Genomic DNA, 20598 nt, shown 5'->3' with positions numbered 1-20598 from the left:
ATCGGGACGATTATGGAGACGAGCGGCTGTTTCATTTTTGCTGATTCCTCTTATAAAAGGGGAGGTGTCCTCGAATATTAGTGTTGGGCAGATGCAAAAATTGCCATAATTTTGCGTAAAGAGGTAGGCTATCGCATCTGTTGATTTGGTTGGCCCAAAAAGATAAGAAAAAGGAAGTTGAATTTGTTTCGACCCGCTCGTTTTCCCATATGGTTTTACATTTAGAGTAACAATGATTCTTTCCTAGTACTTCGCTATATTGCTCGATTTCTGAAAGAGAATGTTCTATAATTCGATAATTTGCAAATTTTGAAATGTAACCTTTCTGCTTAAAATATTTGTAAATGCTGAAATTTTCAATGAAGGTTATTCCTGTTGCCATGCATCGGCTAGTTGTATTTGCTGGAGGGCGCCTAAAATGATTTAGGATGTTTGTTGTATAGTATATGTAGCCTTGTTCGCACAGGAGGCTCCAAAAAAGGTAGTCTCCTGAACCATTGAAGAATTGGTAATCATTAGCGGTGTTGGAGAGAACTTCTTTTCTGAAAACCACTGAACTGGCATTGACGATGCTATTGTAGTAGATCTGTTTGTTTTTGATGTAATCAATTCCATTGTAGATTGAACTTTTTTTCAATGCTTTTCCTGAAACAGTTATTTGTGGATACTCCCAATAAGATTCGCAGAAAGCAAATACAAGGGATGAATCTTTATTCAGAATGGAAGTCAGGACTTCCAAAAAATTCAATTCAGCCCAATCGTCGCTCTCTGCAATCCAGATGTATTCGCCTTGTGCTAAATCAAATCCTTTCGCCCATTGCTTAAAAGGAGATCCACTGTTTTTTTCGTTATATACGACATGACTTACTTGAGGGCGATTGCGATATTCTTCAATGATTTCTTTGCTGTTGTCCGTACTGCAATCGTCAAGGATGATGACTTCAAAGTCTTGGAAAGTTTGATTGAATATGGAATCAAGACGCTGCCGAAGATATGGCGCGTGATTATAGTTAGGGACTATGACGGAAACGAGAGGCATGTTTTTTTAGTCTATTCTCAAAATGTTTTTTTCAATGATTTCAATAGTTTTATCATATCCTATCAAAGCTGAATCATCCTTAACTTTGTCAAAGTTTTTCTCGATTTTTTCGATAGTCTCAAAATAACAATCTAGGATTGTTTTGGGCTTTAGGTTGAGCTGGCCGGCAAGCAACACAAAGTCTTCGCTGTTAATTTTTTTGAATTCGTAGTGCTTGCCGACTTTCATTGATAGCTTGCGGGTCAAATCCGGGTAAATGATTGTGCTGACTGTGTCGTAAATGGGGGCTAGCTGGATGGTATTTCCCTGGAATAGTAGGGAATAGTTTTTGCCATGGGCGTCGCAGTTTCCTATGATCAGGTTGAATATGATATAGCGGAGAAAATTACGCGTTTCGATTAGGGGAATTGTCGTTTTCTCTTTGAGAAGGTTATAGATATCTGCGATGCTTGGACCGCCGTCGTTCTGGTATTTGCGGTCGCTTAGGATCCCGAGTGCTTGGCAAATGTCTTCTTGGTGGATCCTTGAAATTTGGTTGTTCTCGGAAATGCGGTCGTAGCGCTCTATTAAAAGGAACTCTGTATTGCCAATTTGCTTAAGTTCTGTCTTGGATGTTGGAAGTCCGCTGTATTTGGCAAGCTTGGTGCAGATGTATTCGTTTGCAGCAAGGTTGGATAGTTTTCCGCTTCCGGTTGGCTTGAGAATATGGGTAGATGGGGCTCCATTTTTTGGCAAATAGTATTTACCATTTATATAGGCGAGAGGGAGTTTTTCTTGCGCTCCGGCAAGGGAGAGGCGGAGTTTCTCCTTGATCTTGAGCAAAGGACGGGTGTTTATGTTCTGAATATATTCGGCAAGTTTTTTTTCGGACAGAGGTTCGTAGTTGTCCCGTGAAAATGCATACGCATTTTTTGCTTTGTTGCTTTCTCCCTCTGGCAAAATGGAAACCATGCCGGCGCATTCTCCGCCCAGTTCTTTGAGAAGTTTGAATGTGCTGGTTTCGGATATATGCAGGTAATCCGAGATTCTTTTTTTTACATCGCCTTCAGGCAATAGTCCTTCAAAAAAGGGGAGGCAATCTTTTTGTGAAAATTCAGCATTGCTTAAAGGGAGTGATAATGATATGGGCGGTTGCCCTGCTTTGATATAGGCTGTGTCGTAAAAAAAGACAACACCTTTTTCTGCGGTGGACTCTAGATATCCGGCCAGATTTTCTCCTAGATATACAGAAAGTTTCATTTGCTTTCCTCGTTTCCGATAATCTGCATTTTGAGGCCTAGCATCTGTAGAACTTGCATCACTTTGCCCAAGTGTAGTGACTGCTTGCCGTTTTCAAGCTCTGAGAAAAATCGTAGCCCGACGCCGCAAAATGTGGCACATTCCGCTTGTGTCAGTTTGAGGCTTTTACGGCGTCCTTTTATGGCTTTGGATAAATCTTCTGTATTTTGAATGTCCATGCTATAAATATAATATTCCCGAACGGGAAAATTAATACTTTTTGTTTGAAAATATGTAAAATATTCCCGAACGGGAAAATGTAGGGCGCTGATCTTGAAAAAAGAATCGAATTTTTTCATAATTCAGTATTTAAAATAATGTAGCTACATATGTGTAGCCCTTATCAACCCTTTTCTAAAATACGGTGGTTGCTGGTTTTTATCCCAAGGGAATAACATATAACCATCTGAAAATTCAAACTTGTAACCCATATCTTTTAGCAGAGATGATATTGCTTCTGCATGGTGGGCTTTATGGTATGTACAACAAGCTAGTTTGATTTTATTTTGGGATGTAAGAAAATCCTTGCTTCCTTGAATGACGGACTCTTCTGCCCCCTCAATATCCATTTTTATAAAGAATGATTCTTCGCTAAACTTGTCAAAAAGGCTATTAAGTGTTATAGTGTTCTCAGAATTTTGGCCACCTAAAAATTTTTGAATGATTGTAACTTTATCTTTATAGGGGGCAAATGTTGCCTGTAAGGGTTTAAGCCAAATAGCATCAGCTTCCAGTAAATATACATGTTTGGCTTTTTCAACAGAATCAAGTGCAAAAAGTGCTTCAGCGCAGCCTGCATCTACAACAATGTCGTCTTGTTTCACATGGAAAGGTTCTGTTACATATTGGTGAGGCGCTTTTTCTGTATATCCTCCGCCAAGTAAGTTCTCTCGTTCAATATAATTACGATATGCATTACTAGCTGTCTCTGGAGACCAACCTTTAGGAAAATACAAACGATTGTTGTTGTGAATAACAAAGGAAAGTTTTAACTTGTGATCAAAACCAGTAATGGGGTTATCTATGCGTTTTATTTGTGGGTATGGGAATGCGTCAAGATTGGATGCATCCCTTAAATAAGCGAGTTCATCAATATACGTATTGGCATCTTCTTTATGAAAATCAAAGTATAATTTAACAATCTCTCTTTTGGTAAGAAATAATTCCTCTTGCAAATTAGCTATTCTTTGATTTTGAGAATGAAGATTTTTTATACAATCATGTTCATAGTTGTACTTGAATAGTGCTCGCAAATTACCAAAGAAATTTCGGAAGACTGTAGGAAAGTCCGATAAAATCATTATTCCAACACCTCTGTTTTTGAATTAAACATAATCTTTCCCCACCCATTATTCCATTGAGATACAGAAATGTTGTTTGCGAGTGATGGCCGAGTTATTTGAAATGATAAAATTTTTGATATAATATCGAAGTCGGTTTGGCAAGTTTGGTAGTTGCCGGTTCCAATAGAAAATGAAACATCGTATGCCCCCATCGCGAGCCCGCTCTCTTGCAAAGAAAGCCTGATTGTTTTTTTTTCGTTTTTTTCGATAAAAAATGATTCTGTATTAGAAACGCTTCCGATAGGGGTTCCGTCTGTTGAAAAAATAGTGAGGTTTATTCGGCATTTCTCTATTGCTTTATGGGCGTAAACATTAAAAATGAAATTAATATTTTCGCTGGTTGCAAAATCATTAGAATTTTTTTCAAATTTAACAGAAAGAAATTGTGCGTCTTTAGCAGGATTTAAATGATTAGTATCGCAAATTATTTTTTCAAAAATATTGCTTTTGGAATGGGTGCTTGTATAAAATTCTACAGCCTTTTCCACGCTGCCGTCAAATGCCACTTGTCCCTGATTCAGGACAATCCCCCTCCTGCATAGGTTCTTCACTGCGCCCATGTTATGGCTCACGAACAGCACTGTTCTGCCTTCGCCGCGGCTTACGTCCTGCATCTTGCCGATGGCCTTCTTCTGGAATTCGGCGTCGCCCACGGCCAGCACTTCGTCCACCACGAGGATTTCGGGTTCCAGGTGTGCAGCGATGGCGAACCCGAGGCGTACGGTCATGCCGCTGCTGTAACGTTTTACGGGGGTGTCCAGGTAGCGTTCGCAGCCGCTGAAGTCCACGATTTCGTCGAGCTTGCGGGTAATCTCGGCGCGGCTCATGCCCATGATGGCGCCGTTCATGTAGATGTTCTCGCGACCGGTCATTTCGGGGTGGAATCCGGTGCCCACTTCGAGGAGGCTCGCGATGCGGCCTCGGGCGCGGATCGTGCCGGTGGTCGGTGCGGTCACTCGGCTTAAAAGTTTAAGGAGTGTACTTTTCCCTGCGCCGTTTCTGCCGATGATGCCAACAACGTCGCCTTCTTCGACCTTGAAGTTGATATCCTTGAGTGCCCAAACATAATCGCTTTTACCCTTGTTTGTACGGTCGTTTACTTCGCCCACTTTCAGGTAAGGGTCTTCCTTGTGCAAAATCTTGGTTTGCCAAAAACGGTTCAGGTCGTGGCTGAGCGTTCCTGTGCTCACGAGCCCCAGGCGGTACTGCTTGCTGATGTTCTCAAATTCAATGGCGGTCGACATACTACTAGATCTGTTCTAAATGCGTAATCCAATCATTGAAGTGTCTGCATTTGTCTCTGATTTTATTTAACCCAATTCTGCGTAATACTTCAATTCCTGCTACAGTTTTGTCGTAGGCGGGGATGGCTTTTAAAATTCTTTTTGACGGGGCCGTTTCAAAACTATTGTTTATCAGTTCTGGATTCGGTTGTGCACTGATTGCCTGTCGTAATTCGTCAATTTGGCAGTCGAAGTATTCTGTAGAAAGCTGTTCTATGTCTGCAAATAATAAAGCTTCAAATTCGTGCAACTGTATATACGGCTTAAAATGACGTTCGTGACCCACCTTTTGTAAAATAGAATTCTCTAATTGACGGACTTTATCGTAGGCATCAGAATATTTCATCGCATTGGCGTAACCGGGAGTGTCTGTTGGAAGCGCATAGAAATCAACCATTGTTGAAACATAAGAGTCTTCGCTTTTCGAGGCGCGCTTTAATACAGGTTCTAGAGAGTTCTGCATTTTGCTATACGAACTCATTCCGCCTTTATACATAATTCCATGTCTATTATCCCTTTTGGTCAATATTGTTATTGGAATTATAATTTTTTCATAATCCAAAAAATGAGGCGCAAGTATGGCTTTGGCAAAATGTTCTTCGGACGGACCTTCGGTGACTATAAATATTTTTTTCATTTAAGGTTGTCCTCCGATGATATTTTTTTCCCATATTTCGGAAAGACTGTAATTTTCCAACCACTCATCCAAATCTTGTTCATTCAATCTTTTGAAAATGGAGGATCCTGAGGCAGAGTTTGTTTCGGCCACAATTACTTGATCGGGCGTAAAGCTATCCAAAAGTCGGGGAGACTGTGTTGCTATCACAATTTGGGCGTATTGAGAGCACTCTTTTATCATAGAGGCGAGTAAATCAATAACTTGTGGGTGCAAACCTAGCTCGGGTTCGTCAATAAGGATGATGTTAGGCAAGAGTTCCGGCGGTTGCAAAAAAAGTGTTGCGAGGGCTATAAAACGAATGGAGCCGTCCGATAGGTGATCTGGTCCAAACAAATAATCGTTGTCGATTTCAGATTTCCAATTGAGCTTTATGGATGACATGTTTAACGGATCTGGAAATAAATCGAATTTTCCAAATTGAGGGACAGCGTATCGGATTCTACTTGTAATACGTTCAAAGTACTTAGGGTATTTTTGTTGGAGTCTGTATAAAAATGCAGGTAGGTTTCCGCCATCAGCAAATAAATATCGATTATTGGCTATGCTTGCCGAATTTCTGATATGAGATTGGTCCGATGTGTCGTGAAATTGATATGCCCGGCATTGTGACAGAATTGCCTTTAGAGCGTTGGCGCCTGCGTATTTTTGGTCATCTGCATATAGAAGGCTTTCTTTCTGACCTCCATCCAGCTCAAATTCTTTGTCATTGACTTTGATTTTTTCTTCTAAAAAAATCAAAGCATCTTTTACGGATTTTGCTAATTTAAATTGATATACATCTTTAAAATTAGGATTTTCAAATGTCAAGGATGATTGGATAATTGGCGTTTTTTTTGATCCAAAATGAAGAATGTTGTCTGCCCCGCCATTTTTCCCAATATATAATTGCAGTGCTTCGGTTGACATATGGTTCAACATTTCAAAAAAGGATATGAAACTGCTCTTACCAGCTCCATTTGTACCAATAATGATGTTAACATCCTTTAGGTCCAAATTCAACGAAAGCTCATCCGAACCAAACGACTTGAATCCAGAAATTGCTATTTGTGTTAACTTAGATTTATTGTTCATTTTGACCTCAACTACAAAATAGTAGTTTTGCGCTAGGAATATAGCCCATTCAATGCTGTTTTCCCTTCATTTAAGAATTTTCCGATGACGGTATTGTTTTTGAGAACTTCTGCTAAGTTGCTGTAGCGTTTTACGGGAGTGTCCAGGTAGCGTTCGTATCCGTTGAAGTCCACGATCTCGTCGGGTTTGCAGGTAATCTCGGCGCGGGTCATTCCCATGATGGCTCCGTTCATGTAGATGTTCTCGCGACCGGTCATTTCCGGGTGGAAACCTGTTCCGACTTCCAAAAGGCTCGCGATGCGGCCTCGGGCGCGGATGGTGTCCCCTTCGAGGACCATGCGCACTAAGGCAACGAAGTTGCCAAGTGCTGTCCGCCCGGTGGTCGGTGCGGTCACTCGGCTTAAAAGTTTAAGGAGTGTACTTTTCCCTGCACCGTTTCTGCCGATGATGCCGACAACGTCGCCTTCTTCGACCTTGAAGTTGATATCCTTGAGTGCCCAAACATAATCGCTTTTACCCTTGTGCGCGCGGTCGTTCACTTCGCCCACTTTCAAGTACGGGTCTTCCTTGTGCAAAATCTTGGTTTGCCAAAAACGGTTCAGGTCGTGGCTCAGCGTTCCTGTGCTCACGAGCCCCAGGCGGTACTGTTTGCTGATATTCTCGAACTCGATCGCGGTCATCTTGTTGAGTAATATAGATTAAAAGGGACTGCCGGGAGGGAGATTTGCAAAAATGCGCGAAAAACGCGCATTTTTGCCATCCCAGCAAGTCCCTTAAAAATGACATTACATGTTCCTCTTTGAGCCCAAATAAGATGCCAGAGATGAATTGTGTTTGATTTTTTAGTCCTCAAATTTGCCTAAATAACGATTATATGTGTTGAAATTGCAAAAAATATGCAAATCTTTTGCGTATTTTCGTCAAAATAGGGAAAATATATATATTTTTATCCAGCAAAAAAAGGATTGATTATGCTTATCCAGTTCAATTGCTCAAATCACAGGTCTATAAAGGATCAAGTAATCTTTTCCATGGCAGCGTCTTCTGACACGAGCCTTGAAGAATCTCTTATTTCGTTTGGAAAGAAGCGGTATTTGAGATGTGCTGAAATATATGGGGCAAATGGGTCTGGCAAGACGTCTTTGGTCGATGCCATGGGGCGAATGGCCGCAATTGTCAGGAATAGCAACAATCACCAGCCTGGAGACCGTATAGTTAGGTTTCCACACAAACTGTCAGATAGTTCGGAGCCGACATCTTTTGAGTTGGTGTTCGAAAAGGATGGTGTGAAGTATTCGTACGGCTTCAAGTATGGAGATGAGGGCGTCCTAGAGGAATACCTTTATTATTGGCCGTCTTCAAAGAAGTCTATGGTCTTTGAAAGGTCTTCTGCTTTGGACTATGTTTTTGCGGAACCCTTTAAAAGGTCGGGTGAGAATTGTGCAGGGCGTTTGAAGGAAAATAAGCTCTTGCTTTCGTGCGCAGCAAACGAAACGGATATTACGCCAATCTTGAATGTTTTCCTTTTCTTCAAGAATGATCTTGTTTTTTATTCCAGTGGAGTGGACAACTGGTTTGATTATTCAGTTGCCCAGTTGAAGAATAATCCGTCTACAAAGAGGAAGTTTATTGAATTTATGCAATCGATAGGCTCTGATTTGAAGGATGTGAAAATTAAGATAGAGAATCGTCCCATTAATATTACAAATTCTCCTCCATTTTTAGTTGCAGAGCAATTGCCTAAGGTAGTTAATGTTGTTGACCTGAGGTTGGTATATCCCGAATTTGAGGTAAATTTCAATGAAGAGTCTAGCGGCGTTCAGGCATTATTCTACTTTGTATGCCCGATGATGGATATTTTGTCCAATAATAAGGTTCTTATTGCTGACGAGATTGAGTCTCATTTACACCCTTCCATTGTTGTTGATATTGTCCGACGTTTCACGAAGAACGATTCTCCGGAAGGTCAGTTGGTTATGACAACCCACAACACGGATTTGCTCGATCTTGATGTAGTCCGTAGAGATCAAATCTGGTTTACGGAATTGAAGAAGAAGACTCGTTCTACCGATTTGTATTCTCTTGCCGAAATCAAGAATGTCCGCAAGGGAGAAAACATCAAGAAGGGCTACATAACCGGGCGTTACGGAGCTATTCCGATGTTGAATAGCAATATTAGGGAGGTTCGTAAGTGAAAATTGCTGATGAGACCTCTCGAAAAGAAGATTCTCGAAAGAAACGGTCTATTCGACTTGTTGTAAAAATCTTTGACGTCCGAACGCATTTCAATGAAAATATTAAGGATGTTGAAGCGAAGTTTAAACTAGCCAAAAAGGAAGCAAAGTCTGATTTACATTCTGCTGAAGAAATTTGGCGAAGTCAGGTGGTATTCCTTGAAAGCTCCCTGGATTTTTACATACATGAAGTTGTAAAATATGGATTTTTGAAAATCTTTAACGGGGAATGGGAAGAAACCGCACAAAGTAGAAATTTCAGGCTACGTTTCCCGTTGTTGATGAAAATGTATAAGGATGCAGGAACGGCTGCGCAAAGTCTATCGGACGAAATAGATGAAATCAATCGGGAAAACTGCTTCCTTGGCTTTGACAATATGCAAAGTAACCTAAAGATGATTGGCTTGAAGGTTGATGGCGAGTATAAGCAATTTATTAATGAATTGTATGGGCGCAGAAATAAGATTGCGCATCAGTCAGATCGTATTCCTGGCACGGCAGAAAAGTGCGCGATAGAAGAAGCGGATGTGAAAAATTATATCAAGAAGGTCAAGGAAATCGTTTCTTCCATTGATGAGCAGGTTAAAGAAAATAACAAACGATGATTTTGATTATCTAGTTTTACAGAGAGTTTTTTCCCGAGCCTCTAAAATGGCAATCGTATCCACAATCCAATTATAAACCTGTTTGCGTTTATAGCGGTATTGCTGTGGATGCCAAAAGGCGATTGCGTACTTATGTGGAGCGAATTCCAAATATTCAACAGTAGTTTCTGGCATTCTTTGCCATGGTCCGGCATTTCGGATGGGGGGCGACCAGTTTCTTTGCAAGGTGCTTGACATCGGGGCCGCCGCAGATTACGTAGTCCAGGTCGCCGCAAAGTTCTAACAGCTTGTTTAGCAGGTCTTTGTTCGCCCTTGCCATGATCTGGAGTTCCTTCTTGTCGGTAGATGAACTTCCTCCGTATTTTTTTCAGGTTCATGCATACGAATGGACTGAGCGGTTGCGGCTTTTGGGAAGTGACCATTCTGCTTGCTTCCTCGTAGGCAGTTTGTTTGGACGGCAAGAAATCCCCATAAGCCACGCGGAGGCCGGGATCCATGCCTCCGGTCGATTGACGTTTCTCAAAAAAGTCGCGCAGGTTCTATTAGTCTCATTCGTCGTCCTGGAACTTATTTGCCTTGTCCCACTATTTCATCTCGTCGCGGGAGTAGATGATGTCCCACCCGAACAAGTCCATGCCAACGGTTGTCAGAATCATTTTGTTAATCATCATCATTTCTCTAAAAACGTATTTGCCCCAGCTTTGTTTGGCCCGGTGCTGAGCCCCTTGTCTATTGCGCAGAAAAATACAAGAATTTGACTATAATTGGAGCGTGCGCGTGTACTCTGACGAGTCGGCCGGCGTCCGCGAAGATTTTCGTTGAGTTCATCGCGCTGGTGATGCGCAACTGCATCCACACGCACCTCAATAACGTGAAGAAGCGTAACTTCATGAGCGTGACTGCAGCGATACACGAGCTGAAAAAGATAGAGAAGGTACGCGGGTCTGATGGAAAATACATGCTGGACCGCTCAGTGACCGCGACGCAGAAGGAAATCCTCTTCGCGTTCGGTCTCAACGAAGAGTTCTCAATGGATAGCACTGCAGAGCTGAGCGCAGAAATCGCGAAGAACGAGAAGGAAGCGATCGATGAGGACTAGGCGCAGGAGGATGACTAAAATAATAGACTCGAAAATCGAGGCCGTTGAGACGAAACTGGAACGGGCGAAGGATCTCGAGACGCTCATAATTGAACACAACGAGATCCGCAAGCGGGGACTGCTCAAGGCCTTCGGCAAGAGTGGCCGCACCTATGAGGAGATACTCAATTTCATCAGGGGATAAGCCGAACGCCTGCGGAAAACGCAGGCGTCATCTTTTTAGGCACAATTTTTTTGGAAGTTAAGAAACGATTCTTATGGAGGAAAGGGCTGCGTCGCCACAGGCCCTTTGCATACCTGATTCCTTTGTTCTGATTAATCGGCTTCTTTGGCGCAGTTGTAGCAGTATTCGGGCATTGTGTCGAATAAATCCCGTATGCGGTCCGTTAGAGTTCTTTGAGCACATTCAACAACTCCGTCTCTGACAAATGCACTCGCTATTTTGTAGGCGTCTTGGAGTTTGTCTTCATTGATTATATAATCGAAGCCGTGGATTTCACATTCCTTGATAACCCCAGCTCTTACTAGACATTCCCTTGGAGCGTTCTCAATTGATATGACTTCGTTAGATTTCGTATTTTTACCTTTTGTTAATTTATCTGTAATAGCCTGTACGATATTTGGATTGAATTCTGGGTATAGAGTTCCTCCCCTCATAAAATCGTATTTGTCGTACATTCGTCCGAATTTCAGCCATTGTTCCTTACTGTTTGCGGAGAATAGCCATTTTACTTTTCTTGCCGAGCCAAGATTAGATTCAAAAACATCGGAGTCGGCAATTATTCCGATTGCTTTTATATATAGTCCCACCTTAGGCGAGAATGATTTGATGAAAACGGTGTCACCGACACTCATTCCCGCTAGCATGGCATGGAATGCCGGAGCAGTCTTCTTGTCCCAGCCTACGCATATAATGCCTTGGGCAATGAATGAGGAAAAGTGATCTACGCTACCATCTTCGTAGGTAGCACCAACGCCATAAATCATAAGAGTCTCCTTATGGTTAAATTGATGACTATTTGCTGGCGGGCTAGATTCGATGCACGAAAAAAAACGCATTTTGAGGAATTTGCCCTAGCACGCTTAAATATAGCTTTTGTGGAGAAGAGCTGCAAGTCATGAAGATAAAATGGTCGTCTTAAAACGCGGTTGCATTAGGGACGAATGCCGCGAAGCGGTTCGAAGGGCCGCATGTCAACTGCGCTCGGCCCTCTGAATCCTTCGACTTTGCTCAGGACAGGCTCAAAAATCGCCGAGTAATGCGGCGATTTTATACCGCGACGGCCCGACCCCGGCCTGCCGGGGAAACGCCCTCTTTGGTCTGCCAGTAGCCCGAAAGCGAGTGCAGCAAGAAAGAACTTGTTCTTTCTTATTGCCAAGCCAAGGGGCGGACGCCGTAGGCGTCAAAACCTGTTCAGGTCGTGGCTGAGTGTCCCGGTGCTCACTAGCCCCAGGCGGTACTGCTTGCTGATGTTTTCAAACTCGATGGCGGTCATCTTGTTGAGTAATATAGATTCAAAGTCGCCGAGTGGCGAACCAATGCGGGCTATATAGCCGAATTTGGCCAATTTTTGTCTTTAAGTATTGATAATGACGTGTTCCAAAATTATATTTGATAGTGAACAAATGTGTAGAAATGTTGGCGTTCTTATTGAAAAATGTTGAAAAATATTGCTAAAAATGATTGAAAAGTGTACTTTTTTATAGCAAAAAGTGATTGAAAAATGCTATACCGAAAGATTCAAAAACGTTTGGAAGAGTATTTCACGGCAGGGTCAAACAAGATTCTGCTGATTGATGGCGCACGGCAAATAGGCTAGTCTTTCATCATCCGTCATATGGGTCAAAAGCATTTCAAGAACTATATCGAGGTGAACCTTTGGGAAGATTCACTAAATAGTCGCTTATTTGCCGATGTCAAGAATGTTGACGATTTCTACTTGCGCTTGAGCATGTTTGCCGGAAACAAGATGGGTGACGCCAAGGACACGCTAGTCTTTCTTGATGAAATCCAGGAATATCCCCACTTGCTGACCTTGCTCAAGTTCTTGAAACAGGGCGATCGCTTTACGTATATTGCTAGTGGCTCACTTTTGGGTATTGCCTTGGCAAAGACATCTTCCATTCCAATTGGTAGCATCGAGACGGAACACATGTATCCGCTGGATTTCGAGGAATTCCTTTGGGCGAACGGATTCAACGAATTCTCCATTCAAGGAATCAGGAACAGGTTCCTTAGCAAGGCCGGGCTTGACGAGCCGATGCATGCCAAGATGATGGACTTGTTCAAGAAGTACTTGCTGATTGGCGGCATGCCCGATGCCGTGAATATGTTCATCCAAGAATCAAACATTGTCAAGGTTCGCAAGATACAGAGTGACATAAAGGAATTCTACGCAATCGACGCCAGCAAGCATGATGCCTGAAACAAGCTGAAAATCCGGAAGATTTACGACATGATTTCATCGATGATGGAAAACAAGAAAAAGAGAATTGTTGCGAATAAAATAGAATCCAAGAAGGCGGCCAGGTTATCTAACTATCAGGATGAATTTGAGTACCTGACGAATGCGGGAGTCGCGCTTGAAGTTTCTGCAATAACGGATGTCAAGTTCCCCTTGATCGAGTCTTCAACCAAGAATCTCCTGAAATTGTATCTCAATGACGTCGGCATCCTTACCGGAGTGCTGTATGGCTCGAATATTTCTGCGGTGCTGAACGATGTCCCCAGTATTAATCTTGGGGCGGTTTATGAAACAGTTGTTGCGCAAGAACTGAAGGCTCATGGGAAGAAACTCTTCTATTACGATAATCGGCACAAGGGCGAAGTGGACTTCTTGATCGACGATTTTGATTCGCTGTCCGTTGTCCCGATAGAGGTGAAGTCTGGCAGGGACTACAGGATTCATAGCGCAATCAACAACTTGCTCAAAACGAACGAGAACGCAAAAGGAATCGTGCTGTCCAATAGCCCTAATGTGGTGCAAAAAGGTGCGGTCTTGTATTTGCCGATATACTTTACGATGTTTCTTTAAAGTGGTCGAATTTCACCACTTTACACCGTGTCCATAAAAGTTCTTTGGATTTTGTTGAATACGATCACGCCTAAGGCGAGAAGCAAAGCCGCAAAGCCTGCGCTGTAACCGAGTGCGGTCCAGCTGAATTCGCCGACGCCAAGCATGCCGAACTTAAATGTTTCCATGATGCTTGTGAGCGGATTCGCCTGCATCAGCAATTTGAGCTTTGGATTTTCGATGGTGCTGAGCGGGTAAATCACGGGCGTTGCGTACATCCAAAGTTGCACAATAAAAGTCAGCAAAAAAGTAAGGTCGCGGTATTTGGTAGTGAGACTGCTGAACAGCACACCGAATCCGAGTGCAAGCTCGGCAAGGATTAAAATCAGAATCGGCGTCAAAAGCAAATACAGGTTCGGGTGCACAGGCGCATCGGTAAAAAACATGTAATACGCGAACACCAAAAAGAAGAGCCCCATCTGAATCGCAAGGCGCACCAGATTGCTCGTCACGGTCGCCATGGGAACGACCAAACGTGGAAAATAAACCTTTCCAAAAACATTCGCATTATCGATGAATGTTTTACTCGTTTGATTTAAGCTTTCGGCAAAATACTGCCAAAGGCAAATTCCCGCCAAATAGAACAGCGGTTGCGGAAGTCCGTCGGTACTGATCTTTGCAATCCCGCCGAAAACAACCATGAACATAATCGTCGTCATAATCGGCTGGATAAAGAACCAAAGCGGTCCAAGGATTGTCTGCTTATACCACGTCACAATGTCGCGCTTGACGAACATGCGGTACAAATCGCGGTACTGCCAGAGTTCGTGAAAGTCGACGCTCAACAGACTCGTTTTCGGCTTAATGACGGTTGTCCAGTTGTTCTGCAGTTCTGCCATTTTACACTTTTTCCCGAATCACGTACTGCGGAGCCTGATTGATGCAAATATAAACGCGGCCCACGTATTCGCCGATGAGACCGAGCAGGAACATGATCATGCCGCCGACAAACAAAAGCGTCGAGAGAAGGCTTGCGTAACCGATCGGCGCAGCTGCGACCGTTATTTTTTCGTAGATTACAAAAAGGCCTGCTGCAAATCCAATGATCGCGCAAAGGATGCCGATGAACGTGGCGGCGCGCAAAGGTTTTACAGAGAAGGCGGTAAAACCGTTCACCCAAAGTCCAATCAATCCGGCGATTGTATAGCCGGATTCGCCCTGCAAACGGTGGCGATGGCTTACGGCGACGTTCCCCAAATTTTTGGTCGCTCTAAAAACGAGCCCGCTGATGTACGGGAATGGGTTCGGGTACTGCACAATCTCTTTTGCGATGAATTGCTTCATGATAAAGAAGCTCGTCGTCTTCAAAGTTTTCGGCTGCCCGATGATCGCTTCCGCCATTTTTTTGTTGACCCAGCTTCCAAAGCGGCGGAACAGGTGCTGAGCCGAATGTTCGTAATAGCCGTAAACAACGTCAAAGCCTTCTTCGAGTTTGTTGACGAGCTTAAAGCTTTCGCTTGCCGGGGTCTGTCCGTCATCGTCAAGGCTTATCACGTAATCGCCAGAGGATTCTGCATAGCCAGCCATTAGTGCGTTATGCTGCCCGAAATTCTTAGCGAGGCAAATGCCTTTGATTTTTTCGTCTGCGCTTGCAAGCTTTTTGATTTTTTCCCAAACTCCGTCCGGACTGCAATCGTTTACCAAGACGATTTCGTAATCGAAAATGCGGCCATCTTTGGATTTTGCGTTTTGATTTTGCACGGTGGCGCAAATTTCATTTACCACGGTTTCGATGGTCTTTTCGCTGCGGTAGCAGGGAATTACGAAAGAAATTTTCATTTAGGATTTCCTTATTGTACCAGTTCCCATTTGCTGCTCTGGGCGGACTTGGCGGCGGCCTGCATCATGGAGAGTCCCTCGAGCGAGGTGCGGATGCCGCAGACATACTGGCTTGTAAAGCTACCGGTGGCGAAATATTGTCCTAGGCAATCGGCGATGTCCTTGTAGTAATTGGCGAATGCCTCGATAAAGCCTGCGGGGTGGCCCGCCTTGAAACGATTGTAACGCTGCTGGTTGGCGATTTTCACGTCGCCTGTGCGGTCCCGCAGACATACGTTGCCCCGGATATCGCAGGTTTTTAGGGTTTCCGGTTCTAGCTGAAACCATTCGGCACTGCCTTCGCTGCCATACACCCGAATGCGAAGGCCGTTGCGGTTGCCGAGAGCCGTTTTGCTGAACCACATCTGAGCCCGAACGCCGTTGGTGTATTGGACCAGAACTCCTACGTTATCCACAATCTGGCGGAACAAGCCGAAGGTGGTCTGGTCGGCCACGATGCGCTCCGGCTTTTCTCCGGTTAAGAAATAAATCATGTTATGGAGGTGACTCCCCAAATCCAGGGAAATTTTTGGAATCACGGTGTCTTTTAGACGCCAGCTCTGGGGCTTAGGCGGTTCGTTGTTGGATCCTAGCCGCATAAAGCCTTCTTGGGGCATTTCCACCTGCACCTGCTGGATTTTGCCCAATTTGCCGTCGGCTATGAACTGTTTCAGTTCCCGAATCATGGGATAACCGGTGTAGTTGTAGGTAGTGCAGAAGAACCCTTTGGTTTCGGCCACGACTTTTGCGATGGCTTCGCCTTCAGCCACGCTGGTGGCTAGGGACTTTTCGCAAATTACGGGGAACCCGGCACGGAGCGCACCGATGACGATGTCTTTATGCAGGTCGGTAGGGGCTAATACCACGACGGCATCCAACTTACCTTTTTCGGATTGGAACAGATCGCAATAGCTGCCATAAGTGCGTTCCGGAGAAACTCCCCAGACGGTTGCCGTTTCGACATTGGTTTTAAAGTGAGTACTGAAAGCCCCTGCCACCAGTTCAAAATGGCCATCCATCTGGCTTGCTGCCTTGTGAACTTCTCCGATGGCCGAGTTGATACCGCCCCCGATAAACGCAATCTGGTATGGTTCCTTGTTCATCATTTGAAATTATTGGTGTCTGATAAAACTTTTTGAATCAGTTTGAAATCTAACAAAAAAGGAGACCGCCGATTCTGGAATATGTCATTTTTTTGACTATCGTTCCAATTGCATTTCAAAACAAGTCCCAAAGTTCCGTGGGAAATAGAAATTTTATCGAACAGTCGCGACTAAGTCCCAAGAAGAAAAAAAACTGACTAGCGAAGTGGCGCAGACGGTGTTTATTCCACAATGACCTTGGCGAGTTCTGTCATGCGGGCGGTTTTGTCCTGCATTTCTTCCAAGGTCTCGAACTTGAAGAAGACGATTCCCGCCTTGTAGATGAGTTTGTCTGCAACTATTTCGCCGGGTTTGTACCAAAGGAATTTTTCTACGATGTTTTGTTCAATTTCCGGAGCGAAAAGTACATTTCGAACAATTCCCTTGCATCCGTTTTCGCCGGCCTGCCTGTCTGCCATAAGACAATGACGCAACCAGAATCCATTGCTAGGCACGTCGGCAATGCTGGAAATATCCATGCCGGTTTCGGCCATAATGATAAATTTCGGGTAGTCCACGCCGGTGGCGTATTTGACAAACTTTATGTACAAATCTCCCGGAGGGCGTCGGCAAATTTCAATAATGACGGGAGTGCCGTCGGCTTTCTCGATGTACTGGATGTGCAGAATGCCATCGACTAGATGAAGTTCTTTGGCAATGTGTTCGCTATAGTCCCGAAGTTTCGCGAGGCTCGCGACAGATGTGGAGCTAGGCGAGTTCGCTCCCGAGACCATGTACTTGTTGATATAATATTGTTCGTTGTCGGCGAAGGCAAAGGCTACTTTGCCTTTGACCAGCATGGCTGAAAACCCGTGGTTGGTCCCTTGTACGAATTCTTCTACAACAATGTGGTCTTGCCGGGTGCGGCTGGCGGCATCTTTGTAGGCGGTCCTGGCTTCTTCGATGGTCGCGACTCGGTGAATGCCTTTGCCGCCGGTGAGGTCTACGGGCTTGATTATAAGAGGGAACGTAAGGGTTGTTCCGTTGAATGCTGTGTTGCCTCCCGCGACGGCAGCTTCAAAATCGGCAAAGTTATTGTCAGCGTCGGTTGTGGTAACTGTAATGGCCCGAGGCGTAGGAATGTCGAGACGTGTGGCCAAGGCTCGGTACTTATCTTTGTGGTGGAGTTTTAGCGATGTTGCGTAAGAATCGTGGCCGGGAAGTCCCAATTTTTCGCAAACGTAAACCGTAGAAAGCAGGGCAAAATCGTTACAGCCGGAGCACACCGCTTGTACGTTTTCTCGGCGGGCCAGTTCCAGCATCTTTTCCTTGTCGCTAAAGTCGGCGAAAACGTTCTTGTCGGCGTAGGGGTGGCCCAGGCCCTCTCTGGCGTTCCCGGTGGTAATCACGTACCATCCCAGAGCCTTTGCAGCCTGAATCAGCGGGATTTCGGCATGCCCGCCACCGAGAAGAAGCATTTTCTTTTGAGTTTTACTGTTCATTTTCAAATGGTGCAATCCCTATTTCCAGAAAAATTCCTTTACCTTGTCGCACACGAATTCCAGGTCGCTTTGCTTGAGCCCGTAGAACATGGGCAATCTGAGCAATCTATCGCTTTCTTGAGTAGTGTAGCGGTCTTCGCCTGAGAATCGTCCGAATCGCTTGCCCGCAGGCGCGGAATGCAACGGCACGTAGTGGAACACCGCCAAGATTCCATTTTTCATCAAATGAGCGATGAGGGCTGTACGGGTCTTTAAATCCGCAACCTTCAGGTAGAACATATGAGCGTTGTGCTGGCATTCCTCAGGAATGTAGGGTAGCTGCAGATCCCCTGCGTTGGCTAGACATTGCAGGCGTTCTCGGTAGCTATTCCAGCTGGCCATGCGGTTGTCGAAAATCCTCTGGGCATTTTCCAGTTCGGCGTAAAGATAGGCTGCGTTCAATTCGCTGGGCAGGTAGCTGGAACCCAGTTCCACCCAAGTATATTTGTCAACTTCGCCTCGGTGGAACTGCACCCGGTTGGTTCCCTTCTCCCGGATGATTTCTGCATGGTCGGCGTATTTTTTGTCGGATATAAGGATCGCGCCGCCTTCTCCCATGCTGTAGTTTTTAGTCTCGTGAAAACTGTAACAGCCGAAATCACCGAGGGTCCCCAGGCTTTTGTTCTTGTAAGAGGCCATCATTCCTTGGGCTGCGTCCTCTATAACAAATAGGTTGTGTTTTTTTGCAATGGCGTTGATTGTATCCATTTCGCAAGCCACACCCGCGTAATGTACTGGAACAATTGCCTTTGTCTTATCAGTGATAGCCTCTTCCAGTAACTTTTCGTCTAGGTTCATGGTGTCGGGGCGTATGTCCACAAATACGCATTTGGCGCCCCGCATGGCGAATGCGTCGGCGGTGCTTACGAAGGTGAAAGATGGCATAACGACTTCGTCGCCGGGCTGTATATTGCACAGCAGGGCGGACATTTCCAATGCGTGTGTGCAACTAGTAGTGAGAAGAACCCTGGCTGCTCCGGTCTTTGCTTCTAGCCAAGCATGGCATTTTTGGTTGAAAAGCCCGTCTCCGCATATACGGCCACTTTCTACAGCTTGTTTTACGTAATCGATCTCGGGTCCCACAAAGGGGGGCTGGTTAAAGGGAACATTCATAGCCACTATATAGGTTTAAAATTTTCAATGTGCAAATTTTCATCTCCTTCCCGACCTTGAATTGCGTATAATCCTTCCTGGTGTTTAGGGGCTGCGCAGTGGCCAATGGATAGGGTGGTTTTAAGGGACGCTTCTTTTGCGGGTGTCGGCATAATAGGTCAATATAGATTAAAGGCAAACTTAAAAAATAGCATAGAACGCCCTCATTTCGGTTTTTCGTACCGTTTTTCCCATCATTTTGCCTGCGCTTCCCCGATAGTCCGTAAGGAAATACCCTCGCTGTCGAACCTGTTCCTGTTTATGATCGCGTTAATTTTGTCTAAAGGGGCTACCTCTTGGAAAACCGGGCATAATTGTTCGAAAGGTCGAGGAACCGGAGCGGATTGTACATATCAGTATACTCTTGATGATTCCTTCAAGACAACATGTTAGTTTATTTGCAGATTGGTATGTTTGAAAAATTTTAGGCTAATCTAGCCTCTAGCACACGTCTTTACATGAAGTTGCAGTAAAACTTTCCAGTGAGAACAAAACTTGCCAAAACTTAAGGAAAAGATAGAAAGTTGAATTTTTAAAATTGCAGAATAAAAATGGAAATCCGCTCTTGCAAATTCCCTAAAGTAAAGAGGATGAACAAAATGATGCCAGGGTTATTAACAGGATGATGCCGGACAGCTTTTGTCCGCCTTGTTCAAAGGCTTTTTTGAAAAATATCCGGTCAAGGCTGTTGGCGAAGACGGGAATCACGAAGAATAGTAAAATTCCCCACCAGTAAATTTGGCGATGCCGAATGAAGCGTTTAGCGTCATGGAGAATGCTGCGTCGAAGAATACTCCCCAGCCCGCTACAAAAATTGCCAAAAGAGATAGGAAAAAATACCTGTTCTAATGAGGTATTTCCGGATGATGTAAAAAAATCCAAATCCAGCAAAAGTAAATTTTCGCGCCGGCAAACGCTTCTAAAAAATTGGATAGATAGGCGTCCCTTAAAATCCCGCCCAGCCCGCATAACTATTGGGAAAAATTGATTTCTACCCTGTGAAAATATTGCAAGGTTTTCTAAAATATGACTGAAAACCTTGCAATTTTTCCCATGTACAGACCGCCAAAATCCTCCGCCCAGACAAGCCTTTTCTGTTCCCTTGAGGAGCAGTTGAACCACAAGCATCCCCTTTACGTTCTTGCGAACAAGATTGACTGGAACAAGTTCGAGACCGAGTTTTCGAAACTGTTTGACGACAAAATGGGTGCGCCGAACAAGCCGATCCGTCTCATGACCGGGCTCATCATCCTGAAGCACATCCGCAACGTATCGGACGAGTCCGTCGTGGAGCAGTTCC

General features: G+C 44.4%; 21 protein-coding genes and 2 pseudogenes. 8 read left to right on the top strand and 15 right to left on the bottom strand.

Annotated elements, in window-relative coordinates:
- Positions 1-31: 31 nt before the first annotated feature.
- The 8 genes and pseudogenes from B0H50_RS10235 to B0H50_RS10200 form a co-directional block, all read right to left on the bottom strand.
- Positions 32-1039, bottom strand: a complete 1008-nt coding sequence (locus B0H50_RS10235) for a glycosyltransferase family 2 protein (protein ID WP_109587672.1) — start codon at positions 1037-1039, stop codon at positions 32-34.
- Between the two features lie 6 nt (positions 1040-1045).
- On the bottom strand, positions 1046-2278 hold the full coding sequence (locus B0H50_RS10230; RefSeq protein ID WP_109587671.1) for a type II toxin-antitoxin system HipA family toxin: 1233 nt from the start codon (positions 2276-2278) through the stop codon (positions 1046-1048).
- On the bottom strand, positions 2275-2616 hold the full coding sequence (locus B0H50_RS13475; protein ID WP_199219626.1) for a helix-turn-helix transcriptional regulator: 342 nt from the start codon (positions 2614-2616) through the stop codon (positions 2275-2277). The genes B0H50_RS10230 and B0H50_RS13475 overlap by 4 nt, the downstream gene beginning before the upstream one ends.
- A 24-nt stretch (positions 2617-2640) precedes the next feature.
- On the bottom strand, positions 2641-3618 hold the full coding sequence (locus B0H50_RS10220; protein WP_109587670.1) for an FkbM family methyltransferase: 978 nt from the start codon (positions 3616-3618) through the stop codon (positions 2641-2643).
- A complete protein-coding gene (locus B0H50_RS10215; protein WP_109587669.1) occupies positions 3618-4904 on the bottom strand; it encodes an ABC transporter ATP-binding protein in 1287 nt (428 codons plus the stop codon). Before B0H50_RS10215 ends, B0H50_RS10220 begins: the two co-directional genes overlap by 1 nt.
- Before the next feature lie 4 nt (positions 4905-4908).
- Positions 4909-5580: a DUF4276 family protein gene (locus B0H50_RS10210; RefSeq protein ID WP_073301659.1), complete on the bottom strand. Its 672-nt coding sequence runs from the start codon at positions 5578-5580 to the stop codon at positions 4909-4911.
- A complete protein-coding gene (locus B0H50_RS10205) occupies positions 5581-6693 on the bottom strand; it encodes an AAA family ATPase (RefSeq protein WP_095879464.1) in 1113 nt (370 codons plus the stop codon).
- 116 nt (positions 6694-6809) lie between these two features.
- Positions 6810-7373: pseudogene (locus B0H50_RS10200) on the bottom strand (ABC transporter ATP-binding protein); the annotation flags it as partial.
- 351 nt (positions 7374-7724) lie between these two features.
- Between B0H50_RS10200 and B0H50_RS10195 the strand changes: the two are divergent.
- The 5 genes from B0H50_RS10195 to B0H50_RS10175 all read left to right on the top strand — a co-directional run bounded on the left by B0H50_RS10195 (position 7725) and on the right by B0H50_RS10175 (position 10815).
- Complete coding sequence (locus B0H50_RS10195; RefSeq protein ID WP_158275908.1) at positions 7725-8888, top strand: AAA family ATPase; 1164 nt, start codon at positions 7725-7727, stop codon at positions 8886-8888.
- A complete protein-coding gene (locus B0H50_RS10190; RefSeq protein WP_109587667.1) occupies positions 8885-9532 on the top strand; it encodes a HEPN domain-containing protein in 648 nt (215 codons plus the stop codon). Before B0H50_RS10195 ends, B0H50_RS10190 begins: the two co-directional genes overlap by 4 nt.
- A gap of 335 nt (positions 9533-9867) precedes the next feature.
- Positions 9868-10290, top strand: coding sequence for a hypothetical protein (locus B0H50_RS10185; RefSeq protein ID WP_146193735.1), 423 nt, complete (start codon positions 9868-9870; stop codon positions 10288-10290).
- A 131-nt stretch (positions 10291-10421) separates the two neighbouring features.
- Positions 10422-10631, top strand: coding sequence for a hypothetical protein (locus tag B0H50_RS13155; protein ID WP_146193734.1), 210 nt, complete (start codon positions 10422-10424; stop codon positions 10629-10631).
- Entirely contained in the window at positions 10621-10815 is a 195-nt protein-coding gene (locus B0H50_RS10175; RefSeq protein ID WP_109587664.1) for a hypothetical protein, read from the top strand. The genes B0H50_RS13155 and B0H50_RS10175 overlap by 11 nt, the downstream gene beginning before the upstream one ends.
- Positions 10816-10946: 131 nt before the next feature.
- On the opposite strand, the gene B0H50_RS10170 is transcribed toward B0H50_RS10175, so the two are convergent.
- Entirely contained in the window at positions 10947-11618 is a 672-nt protein-coding gene (locus B0H50_RS10170) for a hypothetical protein (RefSeq protein ID WP_146193733.1), read from the bottom strand.
- Between the two features lie 839 nt (positions 11619-12457).
- Between B0H50_RS10170 and B0H50_RS13470 the strand changes: the two genes are divergently transcribed.
- Entirely contained in the window at positions 12458-13057 is a 600-nt protein-coding gene (locus tag B0H50_RS13470; protein WP_332888822.1) for an AAA family ATPase, read from the top strand.
- A gap of 6 nt (positions 13058-13063) precedes the next feature.
- Positions 13064-13666 carry a DUF4143 domain-containing protein gene (locus B0H50_RS13465; protein WP_408609874.1) on the top strand — a complete coding sequence of 201 codons (603 nt, stop codon included), beginning with the start codon at positions 13064-13066 and terminating at the stop codon, positions 13664-13666.
- A 20-nt stretch (positions 13667-13686) separates the two neighbouring features.
- Here the strand turns inward: B0H50_RS13465 and B0H50_RS10160 are convergent, their stop codons facing one another.
- The 6 genes from B0H50_RS10160 to B0H50_RS13690 all read right to left on the bottom strand — a co-directional run bounded on the left by B0H50_RS10160 (position 13687) and on the right by B0H50_RS13690 (position 20180).
- Positions 13687-14544, bottom strand: a complete 858-nt coding sequence (locus B0H50_RS10160) for an ABC transporter permease (protein ID WP_109587662.1) — start codon at positions 14542-14544, stop codon at positions 13687-13689.
- A 1-nt stretch (position 14545) separates the two neighbouring features.
- Positions 14546-15484, bottom strand: coding sequence for a glycosyltransferase family 2 protein (locus B0H50_RS10155; protein WP_106199551.1), 939 nt, complete (start codon positions 15482-15484; stop codon positions 14546-14548).
- An 11-nt stretch (positions 15485-15495) separates the two neighbouring features.
- Positions 15496-16626, bottom strand: a complete 1131-nt coding sequence (locus B0H50_RS10150) for a Gfo/Idh/MocA family protein (RefSeq protein WP_233244744.1) — start codon at positions 16624-16626, stop codon at positions 15496-15498.
- 221 nt (positions 16627-16847) lie between these two features.
- Positions 16848-18107, bottom strand: a complete 1260-nt coding sequence (locus B0H50_RS10145) for an ATP-grasp domain-containing protein (RefSeq protein ID WP_109587660.1) — start codon at positions 18105-18107, stop codon at positions 16848-16850.
- A gap of 18 nt (positions 18108-18125) precedes the next feature.
- Complete coding sequence (rffA, locus tag B0H50_RS10140) at positions 18126-19259, bottom strand: dTDP-4-amino-4,6-dideoxygalactose transaminase (protein WP_073301674.1); 1134 nt, start codon at positions 19257-19259, stop codon at positions 18126-18128.
- A 615-nt stretch (positions 19260-19874) separates the two neighbouring features.
- Positions 19875-20180, bottom strand: a complete 306-nt coding sequence (locus tag B0H50_RS13690) for a hypothetical protein (RefSeq protein WP_233244741.1) — start codon at positions 20178-20180, stop codon at positions 19875-19877.
- Positions 20181-20351: 171 nt separating this feature from the next.
- Between B0H50_RS13690 and B0H50_RS13685 the strand changes: the two are divergent.
- Positions 20352-20598, top strand: a pseudogene (locus B0H50_RS13685) (IS5/IS1182 family transposase); the annotation flags it as partial.

It is taken from the genome of Hallerella porci, from assembly GCF_003148885.1.
Classification (GTDB): Bacteria; Fibrobacterota; Fibrobacteria; order Fibrobacterales; family Fibrobacteraceae; genus Hallerella; species Hallerella porci.
Note: the sequence above shows the minus strand (reverse complement) of the source record. Positions and strands in the feature narration are given on the sequence as shown.